Here is a 21,536-nt window from a genome sequence, read left to right on the forward strand (position 1 = left end):
CCGCCAGCCTCAGCATGTCCCCACCGCCTGGATCGCAAAGCTGGTCACGCGCCACGATCCATCGTCTTGGCGCGTCACTTCCGCAGTGATCGACCGACGACCTCCGGGAACGTCGTCCTTCAACTCGCCCGTGATCTTGTACTTGAGCCAGTTCGTGCTGTCCCCGCAGTCAACGATGGCGACCGTGTTGCCCGAGGCGCTGGTGACACGCGGATCGTTCTTCGGCTCACCCTTGGTGACCACCTGGCTCGCATGATCTCGATAGAGGCTCCGGGTGATCGTGTTCAACGCCTCGCCCTTGGCGAACTTCGGCAACTCCACCGACTTCCAGTCCGAGGTAACCGCAGCCTGCGCCATCGCACGCCACATCCCCAGGTAGGCCGCAGACGCAGCACGGCCGTCCGCGTCAGCAGCACTCTCTGTCGTCATGGTCGGAGCCGCCGACGAGCCCTGAGCCGCAGATGCCGGAGCGATCGGCGATGGCGACTCAGCGGTAGAACAGCCCGCGACGAGAGCCAAGCCAGCAGCACCAGCGAGCACTGCCGCGACCGAACCTGAAGTACGAAACATGCACACCCCCATCGGAGAGTCGGTTGGCCCCCAAGTGGGCTCGGCTGCATCGTCCTACGACATCTACAGCGTTCAACCCAGGGGACAGCAACGTCTCCATGAAGAGTCTTTCGTGACGCAATGCTCACCAAGCAAACTACAACCCGAATGGCCTAGCGACTTTGCGGCCACAGGGAAATGCTACACGCAGCGTGACATTTTCCCAGGCTCTTGACGATTCTCCACCCATCCGGAGAATCTCTATCCCATCATTCGAGCGACACAACGGAGAGGTCTGGCGGTGACAGATTGGATCTTCGTCGCAGCATGGGCACTACTGGGAGCCATGTCGGCCTATCCAGCCGCTGGCCTCGTACGAACACTCGACCCAGCAGGGTCGAACAGCCCTGTCCGCCAGTGGCAGACCATCGCGTGCACGGCCGCGGTGTTCGCCGTGCTCGCAGCACGTCTGGGCTTGACCTCCACCCTCCTGGCCTACTCCACGTTGACCTCGATCATCATCCCGATTACGGCTACCGACCTGCGCGAACACCGACTACCAACCAGGCCCATCGCCTGGACAGCTGCCGCAATCACACTGATCTTCGGGATCGCGGCTATCACTACCCGCCGACCCGATCAACTCGTGCAGGCATTGATCAGCGCAGGCGTGTGCCTGGCAATGTTGACGTCTGCCTACCTGATCACACCTGGGTTCGTCGGTGGTGGAGACATCCGCCTCGCCGGACTACTCGTCCTGGCGCTCGGCTGGACCGGGTGGGTCACCGCCATCCGGGGGATCGTTATAGGAGTTGGTTTGGGCGCCGCATACGGCCTGTATCAACTTCTGCGGCGACGCATCACTCGGAGTGCTCATGTTCCCCTCGGACCAGCGCTCGCTCTGGGCTCGTTGCTATCTGTTCTGGCGGTCTGATCAAACCGGGCAGGTTGAGATCAGAGCGCAAAGCGACATCCAAGGGGTCACAGTGCATGACGAGGCGACTACAATCAGCTCCTCGGCAGGTGAACGGCCGCCATGGGGGCGATGAGATGTCTGATGTGGGTCCGAGAGACGCGGCCGACAGCACCGATGCGGCGACGCTGTTGGCCTCGGAGATCAAGCGGCGACGCCTTGCCGCCAACTTGAGCCAGCCCCAGTTGGCGTCAGCGATCGGGTACACCCGTCAGTACGTGTCCCTGGCCGAGCGTCAGCGCGCGAACCTGCCGTCCCATGAACTGATCAACGCGATTGACGCAGCCCTACAAGCCAACGGCGAGCTGGTTGATCTACGCGTTGCGGCTAGGGCGCAACGGATCGCTCTCCGAACGCGATCGCCAGAACCGAGTGGCTCCGGCGACGGCGTGGATCGCCGCGAGTTTCTTGGTGCGACGACCGCCGCGGTGATCGGGTTGTCGGCGTTCTTCGCGAACCGCGGTGGGCATCTGGGTGCGTCCAACATCGGGATGTTGACTGCCCGCACGGCGCAGTTGCGTCGCCTGGACAACTACCTCGGTGGGAGCGACACCTACCAGATCTATGCGGCCGAGTTGGAACGGACGGTGGCCTTCGCTCGTACCGCGCGGTGCACTGATGTGATCATGAGTCGGCTGCTGGGGGTGGTCGCTGAGCAGGCGCAGATGGCGGGCTGGGCCGCGTTCGATGCCGGGATGTTGGAGGAGGCGACGAGCCACTACGAGGAGAGCCTGGCCGCAGCGCGCGAGAGCGGTGACGCGGCGTTGGAGGGCAACGCTCTGGCGTTCCTTGCCTACGTGGATGTGTCCGCGAAACGTCCCAACATCCAAATGGCCGAGGACTCGTTCGCGACAGCGGCACGCGTGGCGACTCCCCGGGTGAAGGCGTTGCTGGCTGAGCGCAAGGCGTGGACATACGCGGTCGCCGGTGACGTCGCGAACACCGACCGGTCGTTGGCGGTCGCGCGTGAGGCTCTGTCACTGCCCGCTGACGACGTCGAGCCCGATTGGGTGTTCTGGGTCGACGAGGACGAACTCGACATCATGGCCGGGCGCTGCTGGACCGAACTCCAGCGGCCGCTGCGCGCGGTGCCGCTGCTGGACAAGGCGCTGTCCCGGTTCGATCCCCTGCACGCTCGGGACAAGTCCCTATACCAGACCTGGCTGGCCCACTCGCTGGTGGACGGCGGCGAGATCGAGCGAGCAGCATCCGTGCTCACAGACTCACATCGCCTAGCCAGCGGCGTCGGGTCAGTGCGTCCCCTCAACCGTGTCCGCGAAGTGTCACGCCGCCTGGAACCACACAGGCAGGTCCACGTGGTCGCGCAGGCGCTTCAGGAGATCAGCCTTGCGTGACGTCCGGTGACACGGTGCGGGTGAGCCAGTCGAAGTAGGCCGCGGACCCCTCCGTGAGAGGAATGGCGGTGACTTCGGGGTTGTCCCAGTCGTGCTCGGAGACGAGGTGGTCCCGCAAGTCGGCGAAGCGCTCATTGGTCGTCTTGAGGAGCACCTGCCACTCTTCGCCCTCGCCGAGTTCACCCAGGTGCCAGAACACCGACCCAACAGGACCGATCACCTGGGCACTCGCCGCGAGTCGAGAACCCACAGCGGAGCGCGCCAGCCGGGTGGCCGCGTCCTTGGTGGCCGCAGTGGTGGAGACCTGAAGGAAACCTGTCATAGGTCAACAGCGTAGCTCGGTCATCCAGCCGACAGTCGATACCAAGCGCTTCGCCTTGGTGCACGAGGCCATGAGCAAGTTCATCGCTCCTATGCCCCCGTGAACCAAGACTGGTTGATCAGGTGATGCTGTTCGCGGCTGTGTGGCTGGCTCGATCGGGTCTGTCTCGGTTCTGAGTTGATGGCCACCGTTGGCCCGGCGTGGCGATCGTGGTTGGGATGGCGGGTGATCGCGCGACGGCGGTGGCGTCGAGTGCGAGAGCGAGGTGGGTAAGGAGCAGGTGGTGGACACCCGCGGTGATCGCAGTTTGCTCGGCTTGGTACGGGGTGGTGTGGTGACGCCCGGGTACGGCCGCTCCGGCTTCGCAGAGGAAGAGGTCGGCGTCTCGTGCCAGGTCAGTGATGGCGTCGCAGGGTTCGGTGTCACCCGAGTAGGCCAGGCAAGTATTCGATCCCTCGACTCGCACACCGAATCCGGGCACCGAATGCTCGACCGCCCGGGTGGTCAGGGTCAGGCTGCCGTGGACGGCGGTGTGGTGGTCGCGCAGTTCGTAGGCGTCGAAGATGCTATCGACGAGGGTGGTGTCGAGGGTGCCGGTGAGCATGTGGTTGAGGCGTTGGGCCCATCCGGGCGGTCCGTAGACAGTGATGCGGGGCGCGTCGGGTGTGTTGAGCGCCCAGTTCGACCAGGCGAGCAGGTCGGCGCTGTGGTCGGGGTGCAAGTGCGAGATCCACAACGCGGTGACCTCAGCGGGCGGCAGATGGTCCTGCAGAGCGGCGAAGGTGCCCGAGCCGCAGTCGAGGACGATATGGGTGTCGCCGTCGCTGACCAGGTATCCGGAACATGGTTGGCCTGGTGCCGGGTATGGGGTGACGCAGCCCAGTACGACGAGTTGCACGGGTCAGCCCGCCAGAACCGTGTTGGAGGCGAAGTCGTCCAGTTGGTCGGCCCAGGCTTGTGCGGCCGGGTCAATGCGGTACGGGTCTGCGGCCAAGGTGGTGCGGAGATCGCGGAGCCTGCGCAGCGCGCCTTCAAGGCGGCGGGCGTTGGGCATGTCGAGCACGGGTTCCGCGACGGTGATCGCGGCATGCAGGTTCCCGCAGGCAAGGTGGGTGGCCGCGAGGTCGAGGCGGGTGACGGCGATGACGGCGTAGTCGAACGCCCGGTCCCGTTCGTAGCCGGCAAGGGCTTGTTCGAGATGGGTTCGGGCGTTGTCGTGATCGCCGATCCACAGGTAGGCACCGCCGAGGCAGCGTTGGCGGTTCATGTCGGTGAACAGCACAATCCCGGTTTCCTCGGCGTAGACCTGCTCCGGGATCTCGACGGTCGCGGTGTGGTGCAGGGTGGGGATCTCGCCGAGGCGGGCCAGAGCGCGGGCGCGCATGGCGATCGCGCGGGAGGCGCTGGATCGAGTGACGGCGAGCGTGAGTGCTTCGGCGGCCAGGGTGTCCGCGGTGCCCCACTGGCCTGCCCAGAACGCGATGGCGGACTGCACGCTGCGGACCCATGACCGCAACTCGGCTTGGTCGGCCAGTTCCGCCAACTGCCAGGCACTCCGAGCATGATCCTCGGCCGCCGCGTTCTGGCCGAAGAAGTCGCTGGCGGCTATAGCCAGATACCCACAGGTGCGGGCGGCCAACGCGTGCAACCTGCGGGCTTGCTGTGGCCACATCGGCTGATCGAGCAACCGGAACAGCTCATCTCGCACATCCCGACACCGCACTACGACAACGGCGGGTGCTTCTTCGAGGAACTCCTCGGCCAGGCGGAGCACCTCGGCCTCGAACTGTTCCAGGACCGCCTCGTGCAGCCCATACCCCCCGTGGCGGCGCGCGAAGGCCACGGAGTCTGCGGCATCCGCCCGGACCACGTCGTGCACGACGACGGTCGACAGCTCAACCGGGACCAACGCATTGCCCGGAGACGCCTGGAGGGCTTCCCGCTGACGGGAACGACTGAGAGCGGCCTCCCTGTGCAGCTCGACGAGCACGCCTGCCGCGTCTAGCGCAGTGTCCAATGCCCGGACCAGATCTGCGGAGGGCAGTCCTCGACTGGGGCGCTCGGCGAGGGACACGTACTGACGGGAGTAGCCGATCCGCGCGGCCAACTGAGCATGGCTAAGCCCGCTGGCACGACGCCGAGCCCGGATCTCCTCGGTCAAGCACACGATGGCCGGATCGACCTCTGGCGCAGCCGGTTCGGGTTCCGCGTTCTCGACGGTGTCCACCCCAGGCAGCATACGGACACTCGGTTGCTGAAACCGGACTCAGCGGATCTCGTCACCGAGGCGCATGAGCGGGACGTTGTAAAGGTCAGCTTGGCGGACGCGGTGCATGGCAGGTGCCGTGACCTCGATGATGAGCATCTCCGTGAGGAACTGGACCTGGGCGCCGAGCAGGTGGCTGGTGTGCGCGGTAGCGCTGTGTTCCTTGAGTCCGACGGTGACGTGGATGTGGGGTGCGACGCGCCCTTCGACCGGATCCCACGCGAGGGTGCCGCCACCGAAGGCTTCGGCGTTGGTGAGGTGGACTTGGCTCCACACGGGAGCTTGGGGGTCGTCGAGTTTGTCGCAGGTGCCAACGATCTGGACGTCGGCGAAGCCCGCGATGAAGCCGGGGATGTAGCCCTGGCGGAGGTTGTTGTCGCGGCAGAACTGGTCGAGGGCTTCGAAGAAGTCGTCGCCGTGGTCGAAGGTGACGGCGAAGCTGCGGCCGAGGGTGAGTTCGTGACTATGCATTCCCGCTCCCGGTGAAGACAGCACGGATGGTGTTGTGGTCGTTCCCGGTGGCCAGGAGGCGGTGCAGCAGGATCCGGGCCTTGAGTGGGTCGAGGAAGCCCGCGGGGATGAGGCCGCGAGCGATGAGGTCGGACTCGGAGCCGGGGAACGCGTAGGTGCGGGTGAGCACCGATCCGGCGCCGGTGCGGGAAGCCAGCACAACAGGCTTGGCGGCGGCCAACTCGGTCAGGATCCCGACGACGTTGGCGGGTACGTGCCCGACGCCGAACCCAGCGACCACCAAGGCGTCGAACTGGTCGGCGGTGGCGCGGAGCAGGGTCCCGGTGTCGCCGAGGACCATGGTGACCAGCCCGACCTCGACCTGCCGAGTGCCCGCGCCCGGCACGGTGACGCGAGTGGTCGGCTTGTTGAGGACCTGGGGTCGGCCTTCGACGAAATAGCCGAGCGGGCCGCCGTTGGCCGAGACGAAAGCGTGGCCGCTCGTCGAGTGTGTTTTGCGCACGCGGGATGCGGCGTGGATCTCGTCGGCGAACACCACCAGCCCACCCAGATCCCGAGCAGTTGGGTGCGCGGCGGTCTGGATCGCGGCGAGCAGGTTCGCAGGCCCGTCAGCGCCCGCCATGGTGGGGTTGCGCATCGCGCCGGTGACCACGACCGGCTCCGGGCGGGTGTGAGAGAGGTCGAGGAAGAACGCAGTCTCCTCGATGGTGTCGGTACCTTGTGTGACCACCACTCCGTCCGCGCCGGCCGCCAGCTGCTTCTCGATCGCGGCGGCCAACTTGTCGAGGTCGTCGAACGACAGCGAGGCCCCCGGCACGCGTCGGAAGTCGACGATCTCGACATCGATACCGGTCTCGGCGAGGCCCGGTACCGCTGCCACAAGCTGCTCCGCCGACAACGCGGGAACGACACCACCGCTCGGGGTGGAGGTCATGGCGATAGTGCCGCCGAGGCCGAAGACGACCACGCGTGGCACGGAGGCGATGTCAGGCACAGGTCACCTTCTGCTCGTCCGGCTGGGGATCGTCGGCAGCCTAGCTGGCGGCTTGCGCGACGGTCGCGACAAAGCGGCAGGCCTGATCAACGCCCTCGGTGGAGACCAGGCGGCTGCGTGGGGCGGCGAGTCCGCTGATGCCGTACTCGCCGATCTCGGCGCATCGGCGGGTCAGCCAGGTCCAGTCGAGGGTGAGGTAGTCGGCGAGGGCGCGTAGTCGTTGACCTGGGGTTTCGGCGGCCACGATGGAGTGGTCCTGGGCGTAGGCGGTGGCGTCGGCGAACTCGCGGATCAGGGGCACGGTGTCGGTGACGTCGACCTGCCAGACGCCGTCGGCGCCGACCCAGTTGGCGACGATGGCGTTGCGGTGGCCGTCGAAGACGAACCCGGGCAGCGCTGTGTACTCGGCGGCGGTGGTGACCGCGACGGTGATGCCGAAGGACTCCATCAGGGCGGCGGCGAGCAGGAGCAGGATGCGTTCGGCCGGGTCGGAGTCCTTGACCGTGTCGGGCGGGATGCAGAACACCCGGGTGGGGTGCTCGCCGCTGGTGGCGCGCGATTCGCGCAGGTAGGAGTACTTGTGCGCGAACAGCAGCCAGGTGCTGGCTTCTTCTCCGCGTTGTTCGCGGGTCCAGAATGCCGGGGTGCTGGTGAGCGAGTCGGTGTGGCGCAGGATGTGGCTGGCGCAGAACTGGGAGCCCAGCCACATGCGCGAGACCGGGGCTAGGTCGTGGACGAATTCCCGGCCGACCGCGGAGCGGGGCAAATCCGCGTAGGCGGCTATTTGCCCCCTGCTGTCCTCCAGGAGCGCGTCGTCGTCAAGGAGAGCTTCCTCGATGTTGGCGATCGCCCACAACACGCCGAGGGTGAGATCATCCAGGGCATAAGCCCTGGTCATGAGCAGGCGCACCTGGTCGGGCGCTCCCGCGAGACGGCGACGGACCTGGCGGGTGTCCAGGCCGTACAGGGCGGGTGCCTGGTCGTGCGGTCCGACGCCGATGACCAGACCGCGGCGGGGTCGGCGCACGAAGGAGTCCTCGGCGAATCCGCTCGGCACAGCGGCAAGGACCCGGCCATCGACGCTGGCCGGGAACGCCACGGCGGGAATCGTGGTTCCGGCGAAGAACCGCCCGGCGGGTGCTTGGACCGCGACCTCGTCATCCGGACCGCGACCGACCAACGCGACGGAGCTACCGCGATGCAGGGTTGCAGCCACGGGTGCCATCGCGCTCACCGAGCTACTGCGTCGAGTTTGCTTCGCGAGATCGGCGCGCTCACGCAACTCCATCAAAGACCCACTCGCAGCCAGAGCACCGTCGAGAGCGCGAACGAGGTCAGCGGAGGGAAGCCCTTTGCGTGGTCGTTCGGCCAGCGACACGTATTGGCGCGAGTACCCGACCATGGCGGCGAGCTGCGCATGGCTGAGGTCCGCTGCCTTGCGCAGGCGCCGGATCTCCCCAGCCAGCACGGCAACGGCAGGTTCCACGTCCTCGTCTTGCACCGCACCACTAGCGCGGTCATCGGTCATCGCGGACTCCAGAACAGACAGAAATGGGATGGGGGCAACAACCCCCGGCGACACACCGTTACGGGTTTGCCCCATTACGTGAGCATAGGGGTCCCTGGTCATATGGCAACCAGCCCACGGTTCTTGTGTCCATGTTCGGGAGGCCCTTGATGACGATCTCCACTGAAGCGATCGAACCGGTGACACCAACTCGTCGACGCCTGCCCATCCTCAACGACGAGCAGCGGACAGGTCTACGGCCGGAGTTGTTGGAGGTGGTCGAGAACCGCAAGAGTGGGTTGAGCCTGAACCACGTCGTGGGGTGCCCGCTGGATTGCGGGTATTGCGTGCGGCACCTGTTCGACAACTTCACCATGAAGGTTCCTCGGGCGTTGATGTCGGATGAGGACGCGGTTGATCTACTGGTCGGGCACCCGTACTTCCAGGCGCATGTGACACCGGTGCAGATCTTCAACCGGGCCACGGATCCGATGTTGCCGGTGGTCAAGCCGCACACTTTCGCCACGTTGCGGCTGTTGGATGAGCGGGGGTTGACCAACCACGTGCTAGTGATCACCCGCTGGCGGATCACTCCGGAGGACTGTGCCGTACTGAACTCGTTGCGGCACTTGAAGGTGACGTTATTGGTCACCTGGTCGGGCATCGAGCGGAAGGAGATCGAGCCGGTCGACTCGCGCATCGCCGCAGCGTCGTTGAAGGTCGCGTTCGAGCACGCTGACCGGTTTCGAGTGGTGCTGTACTGGCGGCCGATCGTGCCCGGCCTCAACGACACCGATGAGCACCTGTCAACCGCGCTGGGCGAGTTGAGTCGGCATGCGCACGCGACGGTGTTCACGGGGTTGTTCTTCAAGGACCAGATCCGCGACTACTACCGCGCGCATGACCTGCCCGAGCCTTACGAGGACGGAGCCCGTCGCAAGATCTTCCCGCAGGACGTGGAGCGGCGGATCCTGGCGGCGGCGCGGGCGCGGGGCCATGGGTCGCCGTTGTTCCGCAAGACCAGCTGCGCGGTCGCCTACGCCCACGGGCTGGCGGACTACAACGGGCACTTCGGCATCCGGGAACTATGCGACATCTGCCCCAGCACGCAGTTGCAGCGGTGCGCGACCGCGTGGTCTCGCCCCGAGCCGGGACCGGTCGCCGCGCTGGCGAAGGACCTGGGCGGGAGGCTGGTGGAGATCACCGATCGGGCGATCCTGGTTGAGGGGTTGGACGAGCAGCGCCGATATCGCATGCAACACGGCCTCGGCTACCAGGTCCACGACCTGGCCAAGCCCCACCACCCGAGCAGACACGGCCGAGCCGATATCGGCTGGACCACCAACACGCAGGAGGCGCCATGACCTACTCGATTCCCCCGGTGTTGACCGGGCAGCGTTTGGCGGTCGTGGATGTCGAGGGCAACGGCGGACAGCCCCCGCAGATCGTCGAGATCGGCATCCTCACCCTCGACCAGCCCCCGGACCCAGAGCACATGTCGACGTGGTTGGTGCGTCCGGAGATGCCGATCAGCTCGGTGGTGACCCACAAGGTCCACGGCATCAGCAACACCGACGTCGCCCACAGCCCCACCTGGCCCGAGATCGCCGACCAGATCACCACCGCGCTCACCGACCGGGTGATCGTCGCCCACAACGCCTCAGTCGAGCACCGCGTCCTCGCCGCGCATCTGCCAGGGTGGGCGCCGCCGCTGGTGCTCGACACCCTCCGTCTGGCCAAGCACGTCTGGCCACACCTGGACGGCCACGGGCTTGACCGGCTCATCGCCCACACGGGGTTCGACGCCGACGAGTTCGCGGGGCAGCGACATCGCGCGGGTTACGACGCGTGGATGACCGCCCGACTCCTGCTCACCCTCGCCGAGCAGTCCGGCCATGACTGGCCCGCCCTCGTGCGCGCCGCCGCGTTGCCCGGATTCGACACCGCAGAGGGGGGTCTGTGGTGAAGGTCGAGCGCCCGGTCATGATCGGCGTGCTGGGAACGCACTCCACCGGCAAATCCACGTTCCTCGCCCGCCTCGCCCACGAACTGCGCCGCGACGACATCCAGGTCGCCACGGTCGCTGATCTGGGTGAGCAGGCGCAGCGGATCGGGTTGCCGATCCTGTTCAACCACACCTACGCCTCCACCCTGTGGTTCATCACCCGCGGCATCAGCAACGAGTTGGAAGCCTGGCTGCACGCCGACGTCGTCTTGGTCGACCGCGCCGCACCAGACGCACTGGGCTACTACCGGGCCGCCCTCGCCTACCGCGAGGAGCAGCCCGACCCTGTTGCCGTGACGGCGTTGGAGTCGATGGTGCGCTCCCACAGCGAGCACTACGACCTCCTGCTGCGCACCACCCTCGACCCTGACCTGCCGCTGGGCCGAAACAAACGCCGCGACCCGAACTTGGACTTCCGCGCCCTCGCCGACCAGCACGTCCACCAGGTCATGCTCGACCTGGAAATCCCGCACGAGCAGCTGCACTCCGACGGCCACCAACAAGCACTGGATCGGACAGTGGCATTCGCCAACGCGCGGCTGGCCGGGGCGGAAGTCGGGTCATGAACCTGGGACGAGACATCGTGGCCACCGTCGCCGCCGCCGACAGTCCACTGGGCCAGGTGGCCCGTGCCGTGGATGTCCTGAGTTCTCACCTGCCCACACCACGTCAGCCCAGGGCATGTCCCTTCTGCCTGGCGTCGAGGTGGCCTTGCCGGCCGTTCCTCGACACCGCCCAACACATCACCGACCACGGCGTGGACGCCGCCAGCCTCGTGCCGCGCGATCTGCACCAGGTGTTGTGGCCCGACAACAAGCCCGCCACCCGAGCCTCCTGAACCGGCACCCCTTATGTCACAACGAACTCAGAGCCTGCGCGGCCTGGCCATCGGCAAACTCATCCACAACCGCATCGTAGAAACCGGACGTAGCCAACGAGAAGTGTCCGATGCGAGCGGGATCGACCCGGCCAGCCTGTCCCGCTTCCTCAACGGCACCAGGAAACTCCCCGATGGCGACCTGTCGGTGCTGGCCTGGGCTGTCGGCCTCACATCCCGGGAGGCGCGGCGCGCGCTCGTCGACATCAACCACGACCACGACGAACCCGAGTGGTGGGTCAGCAACACGACCACACCACTGGCCGACGCCATCACCACCGTGATCTGCAGCCTCACCGTGTCAACCACCTCGTTCTCCCCGCACACCATCCCCACCGACCTGACACCACACCGGCGTCCTGCCAAACCCGTCAGGGGGCAGTACCTCATCGGTCGCGCAGCACTCGATGGCCTTCGGCACAATGGTCAAGCAGCCCATGATCAGGCCCAGTGCCTCCACCGCCACGCGGCCTCCGACGACGTCACCATCCGTTTAGTGGACCAAGACGACCACATCCACCCGTTCCAGCTCCTGACCCTCGGCGGCGGGCACAAGACGGTCAAGGTCGACATCCTCGACACCACCCTCTACCTCGACAACATCAAGAGGTTCCAGGCTGTGATCGAGACAATCAAGCAGCGTGCCGTCAGTGTGGCCGACTCCCTCGCTGTGATCGGAAACCTGGCGACGTACTTCGCAGGCAAGGTGTCCGCATGACCCGGGTCTCGCGCGGTGTGCGCATCATCGGCGGCGACCTCCACACAGCGGTGCAGACCTGGACCCGTGCCGACACCCACCCCATCATCCTCATCGGACTGTGCCATGTTGGCGAAACCGACTACTACGCCGCGGTAGAGCGAATCCTGGATACCCATCTCGACGCGGAAGTCCTCTGCGAGGGTGCGGTCCGCGAGCAGCCACCACCCGCGTTGACCCCGCGGGAACGGGATCGGCTCGCGCACCTCGATGGCTGGGGCCTGCGCCGACCGCTGGAATGGGCTGCCGCAGCAACGGGTCTACAACTGCAGAGTCGCGGACTGACCCGCAGAGAACACTGGCGCACCGCCGACGTGATGGCGGTAGACCTCCTACGCGTGTCAGGACACCTGCGTCGGGTCGACCTGCCCGACGCCGACGACATGAGTTGGCCGGATGGGCTTCAGGCACGACTGGCGGCACGGGTGCTACGACGGTTGCTGATCCACGGTTGCCGCTGGTCGCATCTGACCGCTAGCCGCTCCACGCGACTGGGGATCGTTGACTGGCGCAACATCAACGCCATCACCCAAGCCCTGCGCATCGTCCACGACTCGCCGGTCCTGCTCCCCTGGGGTGCGGGTCACCTATCCGGGATGGGCAGACTCCTGGCACTCAACGACTTCACCCTCGCCCACACCCAATGGCTGCGCGCGATCAGCAAACGACAACTCACCGAACCAGACCATCCGACTGAGGACAAACCATGACCAGCACCGTGATCGACCGCCCCACCTCCACTGCGGCCCAACTGCTCTACAACTACGACAACGCCCCCGCCGCCAGGCTCGACCCCGCCACATACCGGGCGACCGTCCCGTTCCCGGCGATCCGGATCCATGGCATGCCCGACCTGATCCTGGACAGACCCGGGCCCGACGAAGTCATCCAGTGGGTATCCATCGCCCCCGACGGCGCCCTGACCCGCCACGCCACTCCCAGCCGCTACGCGTTCGACCCCACCGGCCTCGCCCACTACGCAACCCCGGACACGCACCTGCGGTGGATCCAGTGGCCCCTGATCATCGCCCTCTACAACGAAGCCCTCGACCCCACCGGCGCCTGCCGCGAAACCCACGGCTACCGGCGCCACGCACTCACCTTCCACAACCTCGGCGCCCTCCGCGGCGCCGTCGTCGAAGGCTGCCGCACCTGCCCCAGCGTCCCGCAACCACCCAACCCCGTGGCATCCGAACTCGTCCGAGCCATGGGCGGCCCCGACCTGAACCTGGCCGGAACCATCGCCTGGCTAGGGCAATGGAACGACTCCGAACCCGGCGGACCGCACGGTTACGACACCCTCGGCGACGAAGAGATCGGCGTCCTGTCCGGCATGGCCCACACACTCCGCCACCGGCACAGCCGTGACAACACCTGAATCTCAAGCCCTCGCCGCCTACCCCGAACTCCAACACCTCATCGACCTCCGCGACACCGGCTGGACATTCCACGTCGCAGCCAACGACGGCCACATCACCCAGATCTACGGCCACCACCACTGGCCCGACGGCTGGACAGACCTCCTCGTCATCCACCACCACACTGATGCCGCCGCAGCCCGCAGCACCCCCGACGGCGGCCTCGTCTGGACCCACGACGGCGACCTGGTCGAGGTCATCACCCACCTCACCGCCCTACCTGACCCAGACGAACCGCTGGCACCACAGCTGATCATCGGCCGCGCACCCACGCTCTGGACACCATGACTCAACCACCCGAGGACTGGGCAGCGATCGCACGCTGCATCGACCGACGCCTCACCGAACTCAGCCTGACCCAACGCGAACTCGCCACACGCTCACTCGTCTCCCAAGCCACCATCCGCGAACTCCAGTACAACACCATCCAACGCCACCGCAGCCCCCGAACCCTCGAAGCCCTCTCCACCGCCCTCCAACTCCACCCCGACCACCTCTCCATGGTTCTTCTCGGCCAGATACCGCTGCCATCACCCGCGGCTACCCCCGAAGAGGACGATCACGTGGCAGCGCGACTAGCAGCCATCGAACGACGGATGATCGAGATGGCCGACGCCCTCGACAGGTTCCGCGTCGACCTAGCCATGATCCTCCACAACACGCGTCGCGACTGACAGAGCGAGTCCACCTACTCGTCTTTCCCGCCCAGTTCCGCGATGATCCGCTCGATGTCACGCGCCGAGTAGTTCTCCGCCACCGCGATGCCGTCCTCGTCGATGCGGACGCGTCTGCCCTTGTGCCGGTTCAAGAACGCATCGACCCCGATGGCCGCGCAGGCCGCCGGGTTCTCCGCCACCGCGACGACCAGGGACAGCACACCGCCTATGCACCGGATCGCACGGCCACCACCGACACAGCGACCTCGACGCAGCAGGAGCAGGGTGCCGACGGCTAGGCCGAGGGCGACCGTGCCGACCCCGAGAGCGGCGGCCGACAACCACGTGTCGCCGGTCGCGGGGGTGGGTGCCGCCGTGGCCGGGATCGGTTCGGGGGTGGCGTCGGTAAGGGTGATCACCGGGGCCGGGCGGGTTGGCCCAGCGGACGACCTTGCCGTCGTCGTAGGTCTGGGTGGCCGGGATGACGAGCCGGTCGGCGGTGCGGGGCAGGTTGCCGAGCAGCACCTCGAACGTGGCGAACTGGCGTGGGCCGATGCGGGTGCCCGCCGCGGCGGTCCAGGTGATGGAGCCGATGGCCTGGTGACCTCGGCGCCGTTGACCGAAACCGGCTGCGGCAGGGGGACTTCGGTGACCTCGGCGGTCCACCCGGCCTTGGCCCCGGCCAGGGCGAAGGTGACCGGGGTGTCCAGCGGCAGGGTGAGTTCGAGCTTGACCGTGCCCGCGGTGCTCGACTCGGTGGGGACCTGGAAGGTGACCCGGGAGGTGCCGACGCGGGCGATGGTGTCCGGGCCGACGCTGACGTGCGCCCACGCGGGCAACGCCAGCGCCGGGACGGCCGCGCACGCGACCGTGAGGACCGCGGCGGCGCGGACCGCCACGCGCGGTCGGGTGAGTGAAGACGTCGGTCGGCGGAAAGCGCCGAGGCCCAACTCGCGATACTGACCGCCCAGCACGAAGCTGACACGGCTGCCCGCGACAAGAGCGAGGGGCCACAGTTCGAGTTCACGGAGCGCTGCAACGGCAGCCACCACTCGATCAAGATCCAGATGATCGCAGGGCCCGAAAGCGTTGTCGTCGAGGTCGCGAGAGTGACGGTGTCGGGATCGAATGAGCACCCCCGCTTGGTCAACGTGCCGGAACGGAGACCCCACCGAATGATCAGGGGAAAAGCGTTCGTCGTCCAAGTGGCTACTCCAGCCCCCGGCAGATCTGTCACTGTCGATATCCAACTCCGCTGTACCGAGGAGTACGGCCGCAGGCGCACGTGGACCCGATCACATGCGTTCCTCCTCCGCCGTCCACCATCGGTCACCTTCATGTAGGAACCAGAACCTTCGTCCCGGTCTACGACGTGCTGGCGTAGACCCGGTCGCACCGGGGCGCGGTGCACACCCGAGCCGGTCAGACTTGACCCCGGCCCCGATCGCCAATCCCGCCGGACAGGCCCCGCCCATTCCCAACGACACCGCCTGCGGTCCCCTGGTAGTGCGGATGCCAACCGGGGTCGTTGCCGTGTCTGACCATCACCGGCCATTCCCCGAACTCGGCTGATTGCCACCTGCGCAAACTACCGAGAGCTGCATAGGGTGCTGGCCCTCGGCAGCACCTTGCTCAGCGGTGACGATCTCACCGGCGCCGCACCCGCCCCCCGTCTTCTGCGCCTTCTCGCCGAGAACCCCGTCGAGTCCGAACCCCGCCGAGACGTGGGAGCAATTGGGTGGGGGCGATGCCCGAGGAACACCACCCACGACAGCACCTCGTACGCCCTGGCGTGCCGGAGCACACCCGAGTCGTGGGCATGTGGCAGCTTCATGCGACCCCTAACTTAGAGATGACTAAGAACGCGCCGCCAACTTAGTCGCGACTAAGCAAGCTGGCAAGGTCCTCTAGGATCACCCCGTGAGCGAACAAGCGAAGCGGACCAGGATGTCGGCCAAGGACCGCCGCGCGTCCATCCTGGACGCGGCCACCGAGGTGTTCACTGAGGTCGGCTACCGGGCGGGCAAGGCGTCCGCCGTGGCGCGCCGGGTCGGAGTCAGCGAGCCGATCGTGTTCCAGAACTTCGGCACGAAGTCGACCCTGTTCGCCGCCGTCGTCGACCGCGCCGCCGAACGGGTCTGCGCCATGCTCGACCAGATGACCGCCAGCGAGGTCCCCGTACCCGACCTGCTGCGCGACATGCTGACCCCCGACCACCTCGCCCGAGTTCACGGCGCCGGCCAGATCGGCGCCATCTTCGCCGACGCCGCCAGCATCACCGATGACCCAGCGATCGAGGCCGCCGCCCGAGCCTCCACCCGCCGCTTCGCTACCTCGCTCACCGCACTCCTGCGCCGCGGCCAAACCGACGGCCACCTCCGCCCCACCCTCGACACCGACGCCGCCACCTGGTGGCTGCTCTCCTTATTGGCCTCCCAACGCTTCCGCCGCACCACCGCGCCTGCATCGGGTGAGATCGAGGCCAAGGTCGCGGCGTCGATCCTGACCTTCCTGGTCGCCCCGTAGGGCCGCCGACACCCAATCCGCCCGGCGGACCGCCGCATTGCCGTTGGCTGTCGGTGCCAAGTGGGATGATGAGGGCTTCCTGTTCGACAGGCCCACGTCGACGGTTGCGGCCGGGTGCCCTCCCCGGCGTGTCCGGGCCGAGAGAGGAGCGAGGCTTGAGCGACGCCCGGAGATCTCCGCAGCTGGCGTTCAACTTCATGCCGGTTACGTTTTCGGCGGAGTCCTTCGCTGGAGGGCTGGTCGAGTACGAGTCGAACGACCAGCTCGATGCCCTCCGGGCGGAGCTGGTGGACACCCATGTCGTGTCCAGGACACGCGCGGGGATCGCCTGTGTCCCGCTGACGGCCGATGCGGACGTACGGGGTACACCCACGGTGTTCGCCACCCGTGAGCACCGATCGCTCACGATGCGACTCGTCCGGCACGCGCTGCTGCGCCAAGTCGTGGCCTGGGGCTACAAGTTGCGCAAGCCGGGGCGGGTGAGCTTCGTGTCCCGGAGACCACAAAAGGACCTCATGGTCACCGCGGTCGGAGTTCGTCGCCTACCCGCCTTGCCCGATCTCCATGTGTACCCGCTGTGGCACTTGGACAGCAGGACCATCGGTCCTACCGGCTACCCGGGTGTGATCATCGGGGTGAAGACGCGGCTGGAGATCGACCTCACGGTCGAGGAGTTGATCGGCCGCGGGATCGACGTCCACGGTCTGTACGTGATGGCCGATGATGGCGCGATCGAGCCGTTTCCCCACATGGACCACTTCGCGCGGCGGCACAACGTCGGAGCCGTCGACCACATCGATGGCGACGACCTGGTCCTGCGGGATGCGCCGGGTATCTTGCGCGTCGCGGCCCGGGAGGCGTGGTTGGAGGCGCGGCGCGAGACGTTCGGCAACGTGGTCATGTCGTTGGCGGGGGCGGACGGCCCGCAGATCGTCAAGGAGTTGGAGACCGCGAGGTTCGACCTGCTAGGGGCGTTCGGTCGGTTCGAGAAGACGGTCGACATCGCCGGTCGGCTCGCTGCCCGGGGCCCGCTGGCGATCGCCCACGGCCTGTTGGCGACGCTGGAGCCGCCCGTGGGCTCGTCCAACGCCGCTCGGAAGGTGCGGTCGAACCGCTATGAGTCGCCGACGTTCAAGTTCGACCAGAACGGGGACAAGACCCACCGCTCGGCCGATCACGGCCTGGACGAGTACGGGCCGTTCGACGTGGAGTTCTTCCGCAAGAAGAAACCGCGGATCGCCGTCGTCACGCCGCGGGCGCACAAGGGCATCGTGGAGAACTTCATGCGGAAGTTCCTCGACGGGGTCCAGGGCGAGCGCGTCTACGCCAAGGGCTTCATCCGCAAGTACCACCTCGGCGGGTGCGACGTGCGGATGCACCCCTTCGACGGCAGCGCCACCGACGCGGTCGCCTACCGCGAAGCCTGTCGGCAGGCTCTGCGCGAAGGACCGGTCGACCTGGCCATCGTGATCACCAGCGAGGCGCAGGTCCACCTCACCGGTGACGAGAGCCCTTACCTTGTGGCGAAATCGACGTTCATGGGGCAAGGCATACCCGTTCAGGAAGTCCGAATCGAGACCGCCCGGTTGAGCAAGCTCGCCTACCCGCTCAACAGCATGGCCCTGGCGTGCTACGCCAAGCTTCGCGGCGTGCCTTTCGTGATCGCCGCGCCCCGCGCCCTCGCGCACGAGCTGGTCATCGGTATCGGCAGCTCCCACATCAAGGCCAGCCGCAACGCGACCCCCGAGCGGGTTGTCGGGATCACGACGATCTTCAGCGCCGACGGCAACTACCTGCTGTCGAACACCTCCCGCGAAGCCGACTACGCCGACTACCCCCGCGAACTCCTGCGCTCGCTGACCGAGTGCATCGAGGACATCAAGGCGCGTAACGCCTGGCAGAGAGGCGACGAACTCCGGCTCGTCTTCCACGTCTTCAAGCCGCTCCAGGACGTCGAGGCCCAGGCCGTCAAGGAACTCGTGGAACGCCTGGCTAATCAGTACGCCAAGGTCGAGTTCGCCTTCGTGCACGTGAGCACCGACCACGAATGGATCATGTTCGACCGGGCCAGCCTGGGCGTGCCCAACCGGGGAACGCGTGGGCAGGCCAAGGGCTACTACGTGCCCGACCGCGGCCACGCCGTACCGATCGGCCATCGGGAGATGCTGCTGGCGGTCAACGGCCCCATGGACCTCAAGAGCCCACTGCACGGAGCCCCAGTGCCTCTGCTGCTCAAACTGCACCACGAGTCGACCTTCACCGACATCGAATACCTGGCCCGCCAGGTATACCGCTTCACCTCGATGTCCTGGCGCACAGTCTACCCGTCCAGCCAACCCGTCACGATCCTCTACTCCGACCTGATCGCCAACCTCCTGGGCAACCTGCGCCACGTCCGAAACTGGAACGCCGACTCGGTCAACACCACACTGCGCGACAGCAGGTGGTTCCTGTGACCCCGACTCAAGCGAACGACAACACCGACCCGATGGGCCAACTCTTGGCCACTCGAATCGCCAACCTCGACCAAGGCATCCTGCACGCGAACCAGCCCGGGAACCTCGGCGGCCTCTTGGCCCACCACATCCTGGGCAGCGCCCGCGTCAGCTTCACCTGGAACGTCAGCCCAATGACGTCCGCTTGGCTGGACGAGAACGAGCACCGCCTCCCGCAAGGGCCGGTCCTTGCCACCCTGGGATTCGGCCTCGTCGGATTCCCGTCCGCGGAATCCGACGCCGCCCGCCGCCACTTGGCCGACGGTCTACCAACCCTCATGCGCAGGGACCCCTTCCCCGCGGATGGCATCACCTTCCTCAACGACCCCGGTCAAGTTGTCGGCCTGGCCTTGGCCGTGAACGCCGTGCACGAGGAGATTCCCAAGGCGCGGGCGTGGCTGACGGACGTGCTCCACGACTCCCGACTGCGTCCTCCCTCGACGTTCCTCGGGACGTTCCACCAGTACGCCCGGCACCTCATCGGCGCTCCGGGCAGGTTCCGCCCGGATGTCCACGACCTCGACGACCCGACCGATCTCGCCGCGGTGCACTGGCTCATCTCCGTAGGCGCCGCTGACAACCTCAAAGAAGCAGGCGCGGACGACATCCGATTCCTGCGGTCCCGTCTGCTGAACGGCTTGGCCCTCGGACACGCCGACACCAACTCCGCACCACGGTCCGCGCTTCTGCTGAAAGCCGCCACCCACATCGTCACCCGCAGCGTCGACGACCTCATCCTGAGCCGAAGCCACGTCGGCATCCTGCTCAGCCGATTCGAGGACGCCATGCGACGATGGCGCTACGACAAGGACGACCTGCAACACCCCATCCGCTGGCCCATCCGATCCGAGCGCGAAGTACAAGACATCCTCTGGCTCATCCTGCGTCCCGTCTTCGACGACCTCGTAGACGAGGAAACACTCAGGAAACTCGGACACAGTACCTACCGGGCCGACTTCGGAATCCCATCCCTCGAACTCCTCATCGAAGTCAAATACGCCCGCTCGGCAGCCGACTTCAAAAAGTACGAGAAGGAAATCCTGGAGGACTACACTGCCTACCTCACGGGAAACGAAGCATACCGAAAGCTGGCGGTGTTCATCTACGACGAATCAGCCTCCAGTCAGGAGTACGGCACAACCCGCAACGCCTTGCTCAAGATGCCCAACATCACCGACGTGATCATCGTGTCCCGCCCCAGCCACGTCCCATCACCACAGGACGAACAACGGTAGGGCTCGGCACTCCCGCCTCCAGCTACCGATATCGGTGCCCACGCCCTGCGCCGCAACGTCGAACACGCAAGGTGACGACCTGCGGCCGGTACTGCTCACCCAACCTATCCGGCGCCCGAAGATCGAATGGGGTATTCATGGGGATCGCAACTGGCTACAACTCGTTCCAACGCGAACCAACTAGGCCCAACCGGTCGGACTGACCTGCGGAAACTCGCGTCTCTGCAGGTCAGTCCACGTTCGGTCAACCTTGACACGGTAGGGGTCACTGGTTCAATCCCAGTATCGCCCACCAGTTACCTACACTGGTGACAAGCCCCGTCCCTCTTCATGAGGGGCGGGGCTTCAGTGTTTTCATGAGGTGGAAATGGGGTTGGCCGGATTCTCGCCGCCCTAGCCCCGACCTTTCCAGCTGCGGAAACCATGTCCTTTGGTGTGACCTGCTGTGGTTGTCAACGCAAATGGACTCGCTTGCCGCCGAGCCTTCTGTGCGGGAGCAGGAGTAGCGAACCACCGCCGTTATGGCACGGGAGCAGCACCTCAGGGGGTGAGGCCGTCGAAGAGGAGGGTTGTGAGGCGTGGGGGTGTGGCGGGGGTGGTTTCGGTGATCCAGGCGATGGCGGTGGCTAGGTGGATGAGTTCGGCGGGGGTCAGGTCGGGGCGGACCATGCCTTGAGTGCGGGCTCGGGCGACCAGGTCGGCTGTGGCCTGTTCGACGGGGTGGCAGCGGGTGCTGAGGGGGCCGTCGGTGGGGGAGTGGGTGAGGCTGGCGGCTAGGCCGCGGTGTTGGGTGATGTGGGTGATCAGGGCGGTGAGCCACTCGCGGAGGAAGTCCGGGTGGTCGCGCAGGTCGGTGGCGAGTGCGGCGAGTGCGTCGAGGCTGGTGCCGACCACCTCGGCGATCAGGGCGTCCTTGTTGGGGAAGTGGCGCCACAGGGTGCCGGGGCCGACTCCGGCGCGGCGGGCGATGTCGTTCATCGAGGCGGCGTCCGCGCCCACCTCGGCGAAGACCTCGGCCGCGACCTCGATCAGGCGGGCCCGGTTGCGGCGCGCGTCCTCCCTGCTCACGAAGTGGACCTCCTGACTGAAGCGGAGTGACGCTCCGTATATTCGGAGTACCACTCCGGATC

General features: G+C 66.6%; 22 protein-coding genes and 1 pseudogene. 14 read left to right on the top strand and 9 right to left on the bottom strand.

What is annotated here, in order from left to right; all coding sequences use genetic code 11:
* Nucleotides 1-9 precede the first annotated feature (9 nt).
* On the bottom strand, nucleotides 10-429 hold the full coding sequence (locus LV79_RS19335) for a hypothetical protein (RefSeq protein ID WP_253838736.1): 420 nt from the start codon (nucleotides 427-429) through the stop codon (nucleotides 10-12).
* 421 nt (nucleotides 430-850) lie between these two features.
* On the opposite strand from LV79_RS19335, the gene LV79_RS19340 reads away from it, so the two are divergent.
* Together LV79_RS19340 and LV79_RS19345 are read left to right on the top strand one after the other, a co-directional pair.
* Nucleotides 851-1,483 (top strand): prepilin peptidase, encoded by a 633-nt coding sequence (locus tag LV79_RS19340; protein WP_253838738.1) that lies wholly within the window; start codon nucleotides 851-853, stop codon nucleotides 1,481-1,483.
* Nucleotides 1,484-1,572: 89 nt separating this feature from the next.
* Nucleotides 1,573-2,877, top strand: coding sequence for a helix-turn-helix transcriptional regulator (locus LV79_RS19345; protein WP_253838740.1), 1,305 nt, complete (start codon nucleotides 1,573-1,575; stop codon nucleotides 2,875-2,877).
* On the opposite strand, the gene cutA is transcribed toward LV79_RS19345, so the two are convergent.
* From cutA to LV79_RS19375, 6 genes are all read right to left on the bottom strand, one after another.
* A complete protein-coding gene (gene cutA, locus LV79_RS19350; RefSeq protein ID WP_253838742.1) occupies nucleotides 2,864-3,199 on the bottom strand; it encodes a divalent-cation tolerance protein CutA in 336 nt (111 codons plus the stop codon). The two genes, LV79_RS19345 and cutA, sit on opposite strands and share 14 nt — an antisense overlap.
* 118 nt (nucleotides 3,200-3,317) lie before the next feature.
* Nucleotides 3,318-4,097: an MBL fold metallo-hydrolase gene (locus LV79_RS19355; protein ID WP_253838744.1), complete on the bottom strand. Its 780-nt coding sequence runs from the start codon at nucleotides 4,095-4,097 to the stop codon at nucleotides 3,318-3,320.
* A 3-nt stretch (nucleotides 4,098-4,100) separates the two neighbouring features.
* A complete protein-coding gene (locus LV79_RS19360; protein WP_253838746.1) occupies nucleotides 4,101-5,426 on the bottom strand; it encodes a helix-turn-helix domain-containing protein in 1,326 nt (441 codons plus the stop codon).
* Between the two features lie 39 nt (nucleotides 5,427-5,465).
* On the bottom strand, nucleotides 5,466-5,936 hold the full coding sequence (locus LV79_RS19365; protein WP_253838748.1) for a PPC domain-containing DNA-binding protein: 471 nt from the start codon (nucleotides 5,934-5,936) through the stop codon (nucleotides 5,466-5,468).
* Complete coding sequence (locus tag LV79_RS34580; RefSeq protein WP_253838750.1) at nucleotides 5,929-6,930, bottom strand: asparaginase; 1,002 nt, start codon at nucleotides 6,928-6,930, stop codon at nucleotides 5,929-5,931. Before LV79_RS34580 ends, LV79_RS19365 begins: the two co-directional genes overlap by 8 nt.
* A 40-nt stretch (nucleotides 6,931-6,970) precedes the next feature.
* On the bottom strand, nucleotides 6,971-8,458 hold the full coding sequence (locus LV79_RS19375) for a helix-turn-helix domain-containing protein (protein WP_253838751.1): 1,488 nt from the start codon (nucleotides 8,456-8,458) through the stop codon (nucleotides 6,971-6,973).
* Nucleotides 8,459-8,607: 149 nt separating this feature from the next.
* Here LV79_RS19375 and LV79_RS19380 point away from each other — a divergent pair, with 149 nt between their 5' ends.
* The 9 genes from LV79_RS19380 (at nucleotide 8,608) to LV79_RS19420 (ending at nucleotide 14,168) form a co-directional block, all read left to right on the top strand.
* Nucleotides 8,608-9,801 (top strand): radical SAM protein, encoded by a 1,194-nt coding sequence (locus LV79_RS19380; RefSeq protein ID WP_253838753.1) that lies wholly within the window; start codon nucleotides 8,608-8,610, stop codon nucleotides 9,799-9,801.
* On the top strand, nucleotides 9,798-10,403 hold the full coding sequence (locus tag LV79_RS19385) for a 3'-5' exonuclease (protein ID WP_253838755.1): 606 nt from the start codon (nucleotides 9,798-9,800) through the stop codon (nucleotides 10,401-10,403). Before LV79_RS19380 ends, LV79_RS19385 begins: the two co-directional genes overlap by 4 nt.
* Nucleotides 10,400-11,008, top strand: coding sequence for an AAA family ATPase (locus LV79_RS19390; RefSeq protein WP_253838756.1), 609 nt, complete (start codon nucleotides 10,400-10,402; stop codon nucleotides 11,006-11,008). Before LV79_RS19385 ends, LV79_RS19390 begins: the two co-directional genes overlap by 4 nt.
* Nucleotides 11,005-11,280 carry a hypothetical protein gene (locus tag LV79_RS19395; RefSeq protein WP_253838757.1) on the top strand — a complete coding sequence of 92 codons (276 nt, stop codon included), beginning with the start codon at nucleotides 11,005-11,007 and terminating at the stop codon, nucleotides 11,278-11,280. The genes LV79_RS19390 and LV79_RS19395 overlap by 4 nt, the downstream gene beginning before the upstream one ends.
* Before the next feature lie 103 nt (nucleotides 11,281-11,383).
* On the top strand, nucleotides 11,384-12,037 hold the full coding sequence (locus tag LV79_RS19400) for a Scr1 family TA system antitoxin-like transcriptional regulator (protein ID WP_253838758.1): 654 nt from the start codon (nucleotides 11,384-11,386) through the stop codon (nucleotides 12,035-12,037).
* A 17-nt stretch (nucleotides 12,038-12,054) separates the two neighbouring features.
* On the top strand, nucleotides 12,055-12,786 hold the full coding sequence (locus LV79_RS19405) for a hypothetical protein (protein ID WP_253838759.1): 732 nt from the start codon (nucleotides 12,055-12,057) through the stop codon (nucleotides 12,784-12,786).
* The gene (locus LV79_RS19410) at nucleotides 12,783-13,454 is read left to right on the top strand and encodes a hypothetical protein (RefSeq protein ID WP_253838760.1); all 672 of its coding nucleotides are present in this window, start codon (nucleotides 12,783-12,785) and stop codon (nucleotides 13,452-13,454) included. The genes LV79_RS19405 and LV79_RS19410 overlap by 4 nt, the downstream gene beginning before the upstream one ends.
* A complete protein-coding gene (locus LV79_RS19415; protein WP_253838761.1) occupies nucleotides 13,441-13,782 on the top strand; it encodes a hypothetical protein in 342 nt (113 codons plus the stop codon). The genes LV79_RS19410 and LV79_RS19415 overlap by 14 nt, the downstream gene beginning before the upstream one ends.
* The gene (locus tag LV79_RS19420; protein WP_253838762.1) at nucleotides 13,779-14,168 is read left to right on the top strand and encodes a helix-turn-helix domain-containing protein; all 390 of its coding nucleotides are present in this window, start codon (nucleotides 13,779-13,781) and stop codon (nucleotides 14,166-14,168) included. Before LV79_RS19415 ends, LV79_RS19420 begins: the two co-directional genes overlap by 4 nt.
* A 57-nt stretch (nucleotides 14,169-14,225) precedes the next feature.
* On the opposite strand, the pseudogene LV79_RS34830 reads toward LV79_RS19420, so the two are convergent.
* Nucleotides 14,226-15,322: pseudogene (locus tag LV79_RS34830) on the bottom strand (YcnI family copper-binding membrane protein).
* Nucleotides 15,323-16,070: 748 nt separating this feature from the next.
* Between LV79_RS34830 and LV79_RS19435 the strand changes: the two are divergent.
* The 3 genes from LV79_RS19435 (at nucleotide 16,071) to LV79_RS19445 (ending at nucleotide 20,406) form a co-directional block, all read left to right on the top strand.
* Nucleotides 16,071-16,676 (top strand): TetR/AcrR family transcriptional regulator, encoded by a 606-nt coding sequence (locus LV79_RS19435; RefSeq protein ID WP_253838764.1) that lies wholly within the window; start codon nucleotides 16,071-16,073, stop codon nucleotides 16,674-16,676.
* A gap of 155 nt (nucleotides 16,677-16,831) precedes the next feature.
* A complete protein-coding gene (locus LV79_RS19440; RefSeq protein WP_253838768.1) occupies nucleotides 16,832-19,132 on the top strand; it encodes an argonaute/piwi family protein in 2,301 nt (766 codons plus the stop codon).
* Entirely contained in the window at nucleotides 19,129-20,406 is a 1,278-nt protein-coding gene (locus tag LV79_RS19445) for a PD-(D/E)XK nuclease domain-containing protein (RefSeq protein WP_253838770.1), read from the top strand. Before LV79_RS19440 ends, LV79_RS19445 begins: the two co-directional genes overlap by 4 nt.
* Nucleotides 20,407-20,946: 540 nt before the next feature.
* Here LV79_RS19445 and LV79_RS19450 read toward each other — a convergent pair.
* Complete coding sequence (locus LV79_RS19450; RefSeq protein WP_253838772.1) at nucleotides 20,947-21,474, bottom strand: TetR/AcrR family transcriptional regulator; 528 nt, start codon at nucleotides 21,472-21,474, stop codon at nucleotides 20,947-20,949.
* Nucleotides 21,475-21,536: the final 62 nt, after the last annotated feature.

The organism is Actinokineospora globicatena (assembly GCF_024171945.1).
Taxonomy (GTDB): domain Bacteria; phylum Actinomycetota; class Actinomycetes; order Mycobacteriales; family Pseudonocardiaceae; genus Actinokineospora; species Actinokineospora globicatena.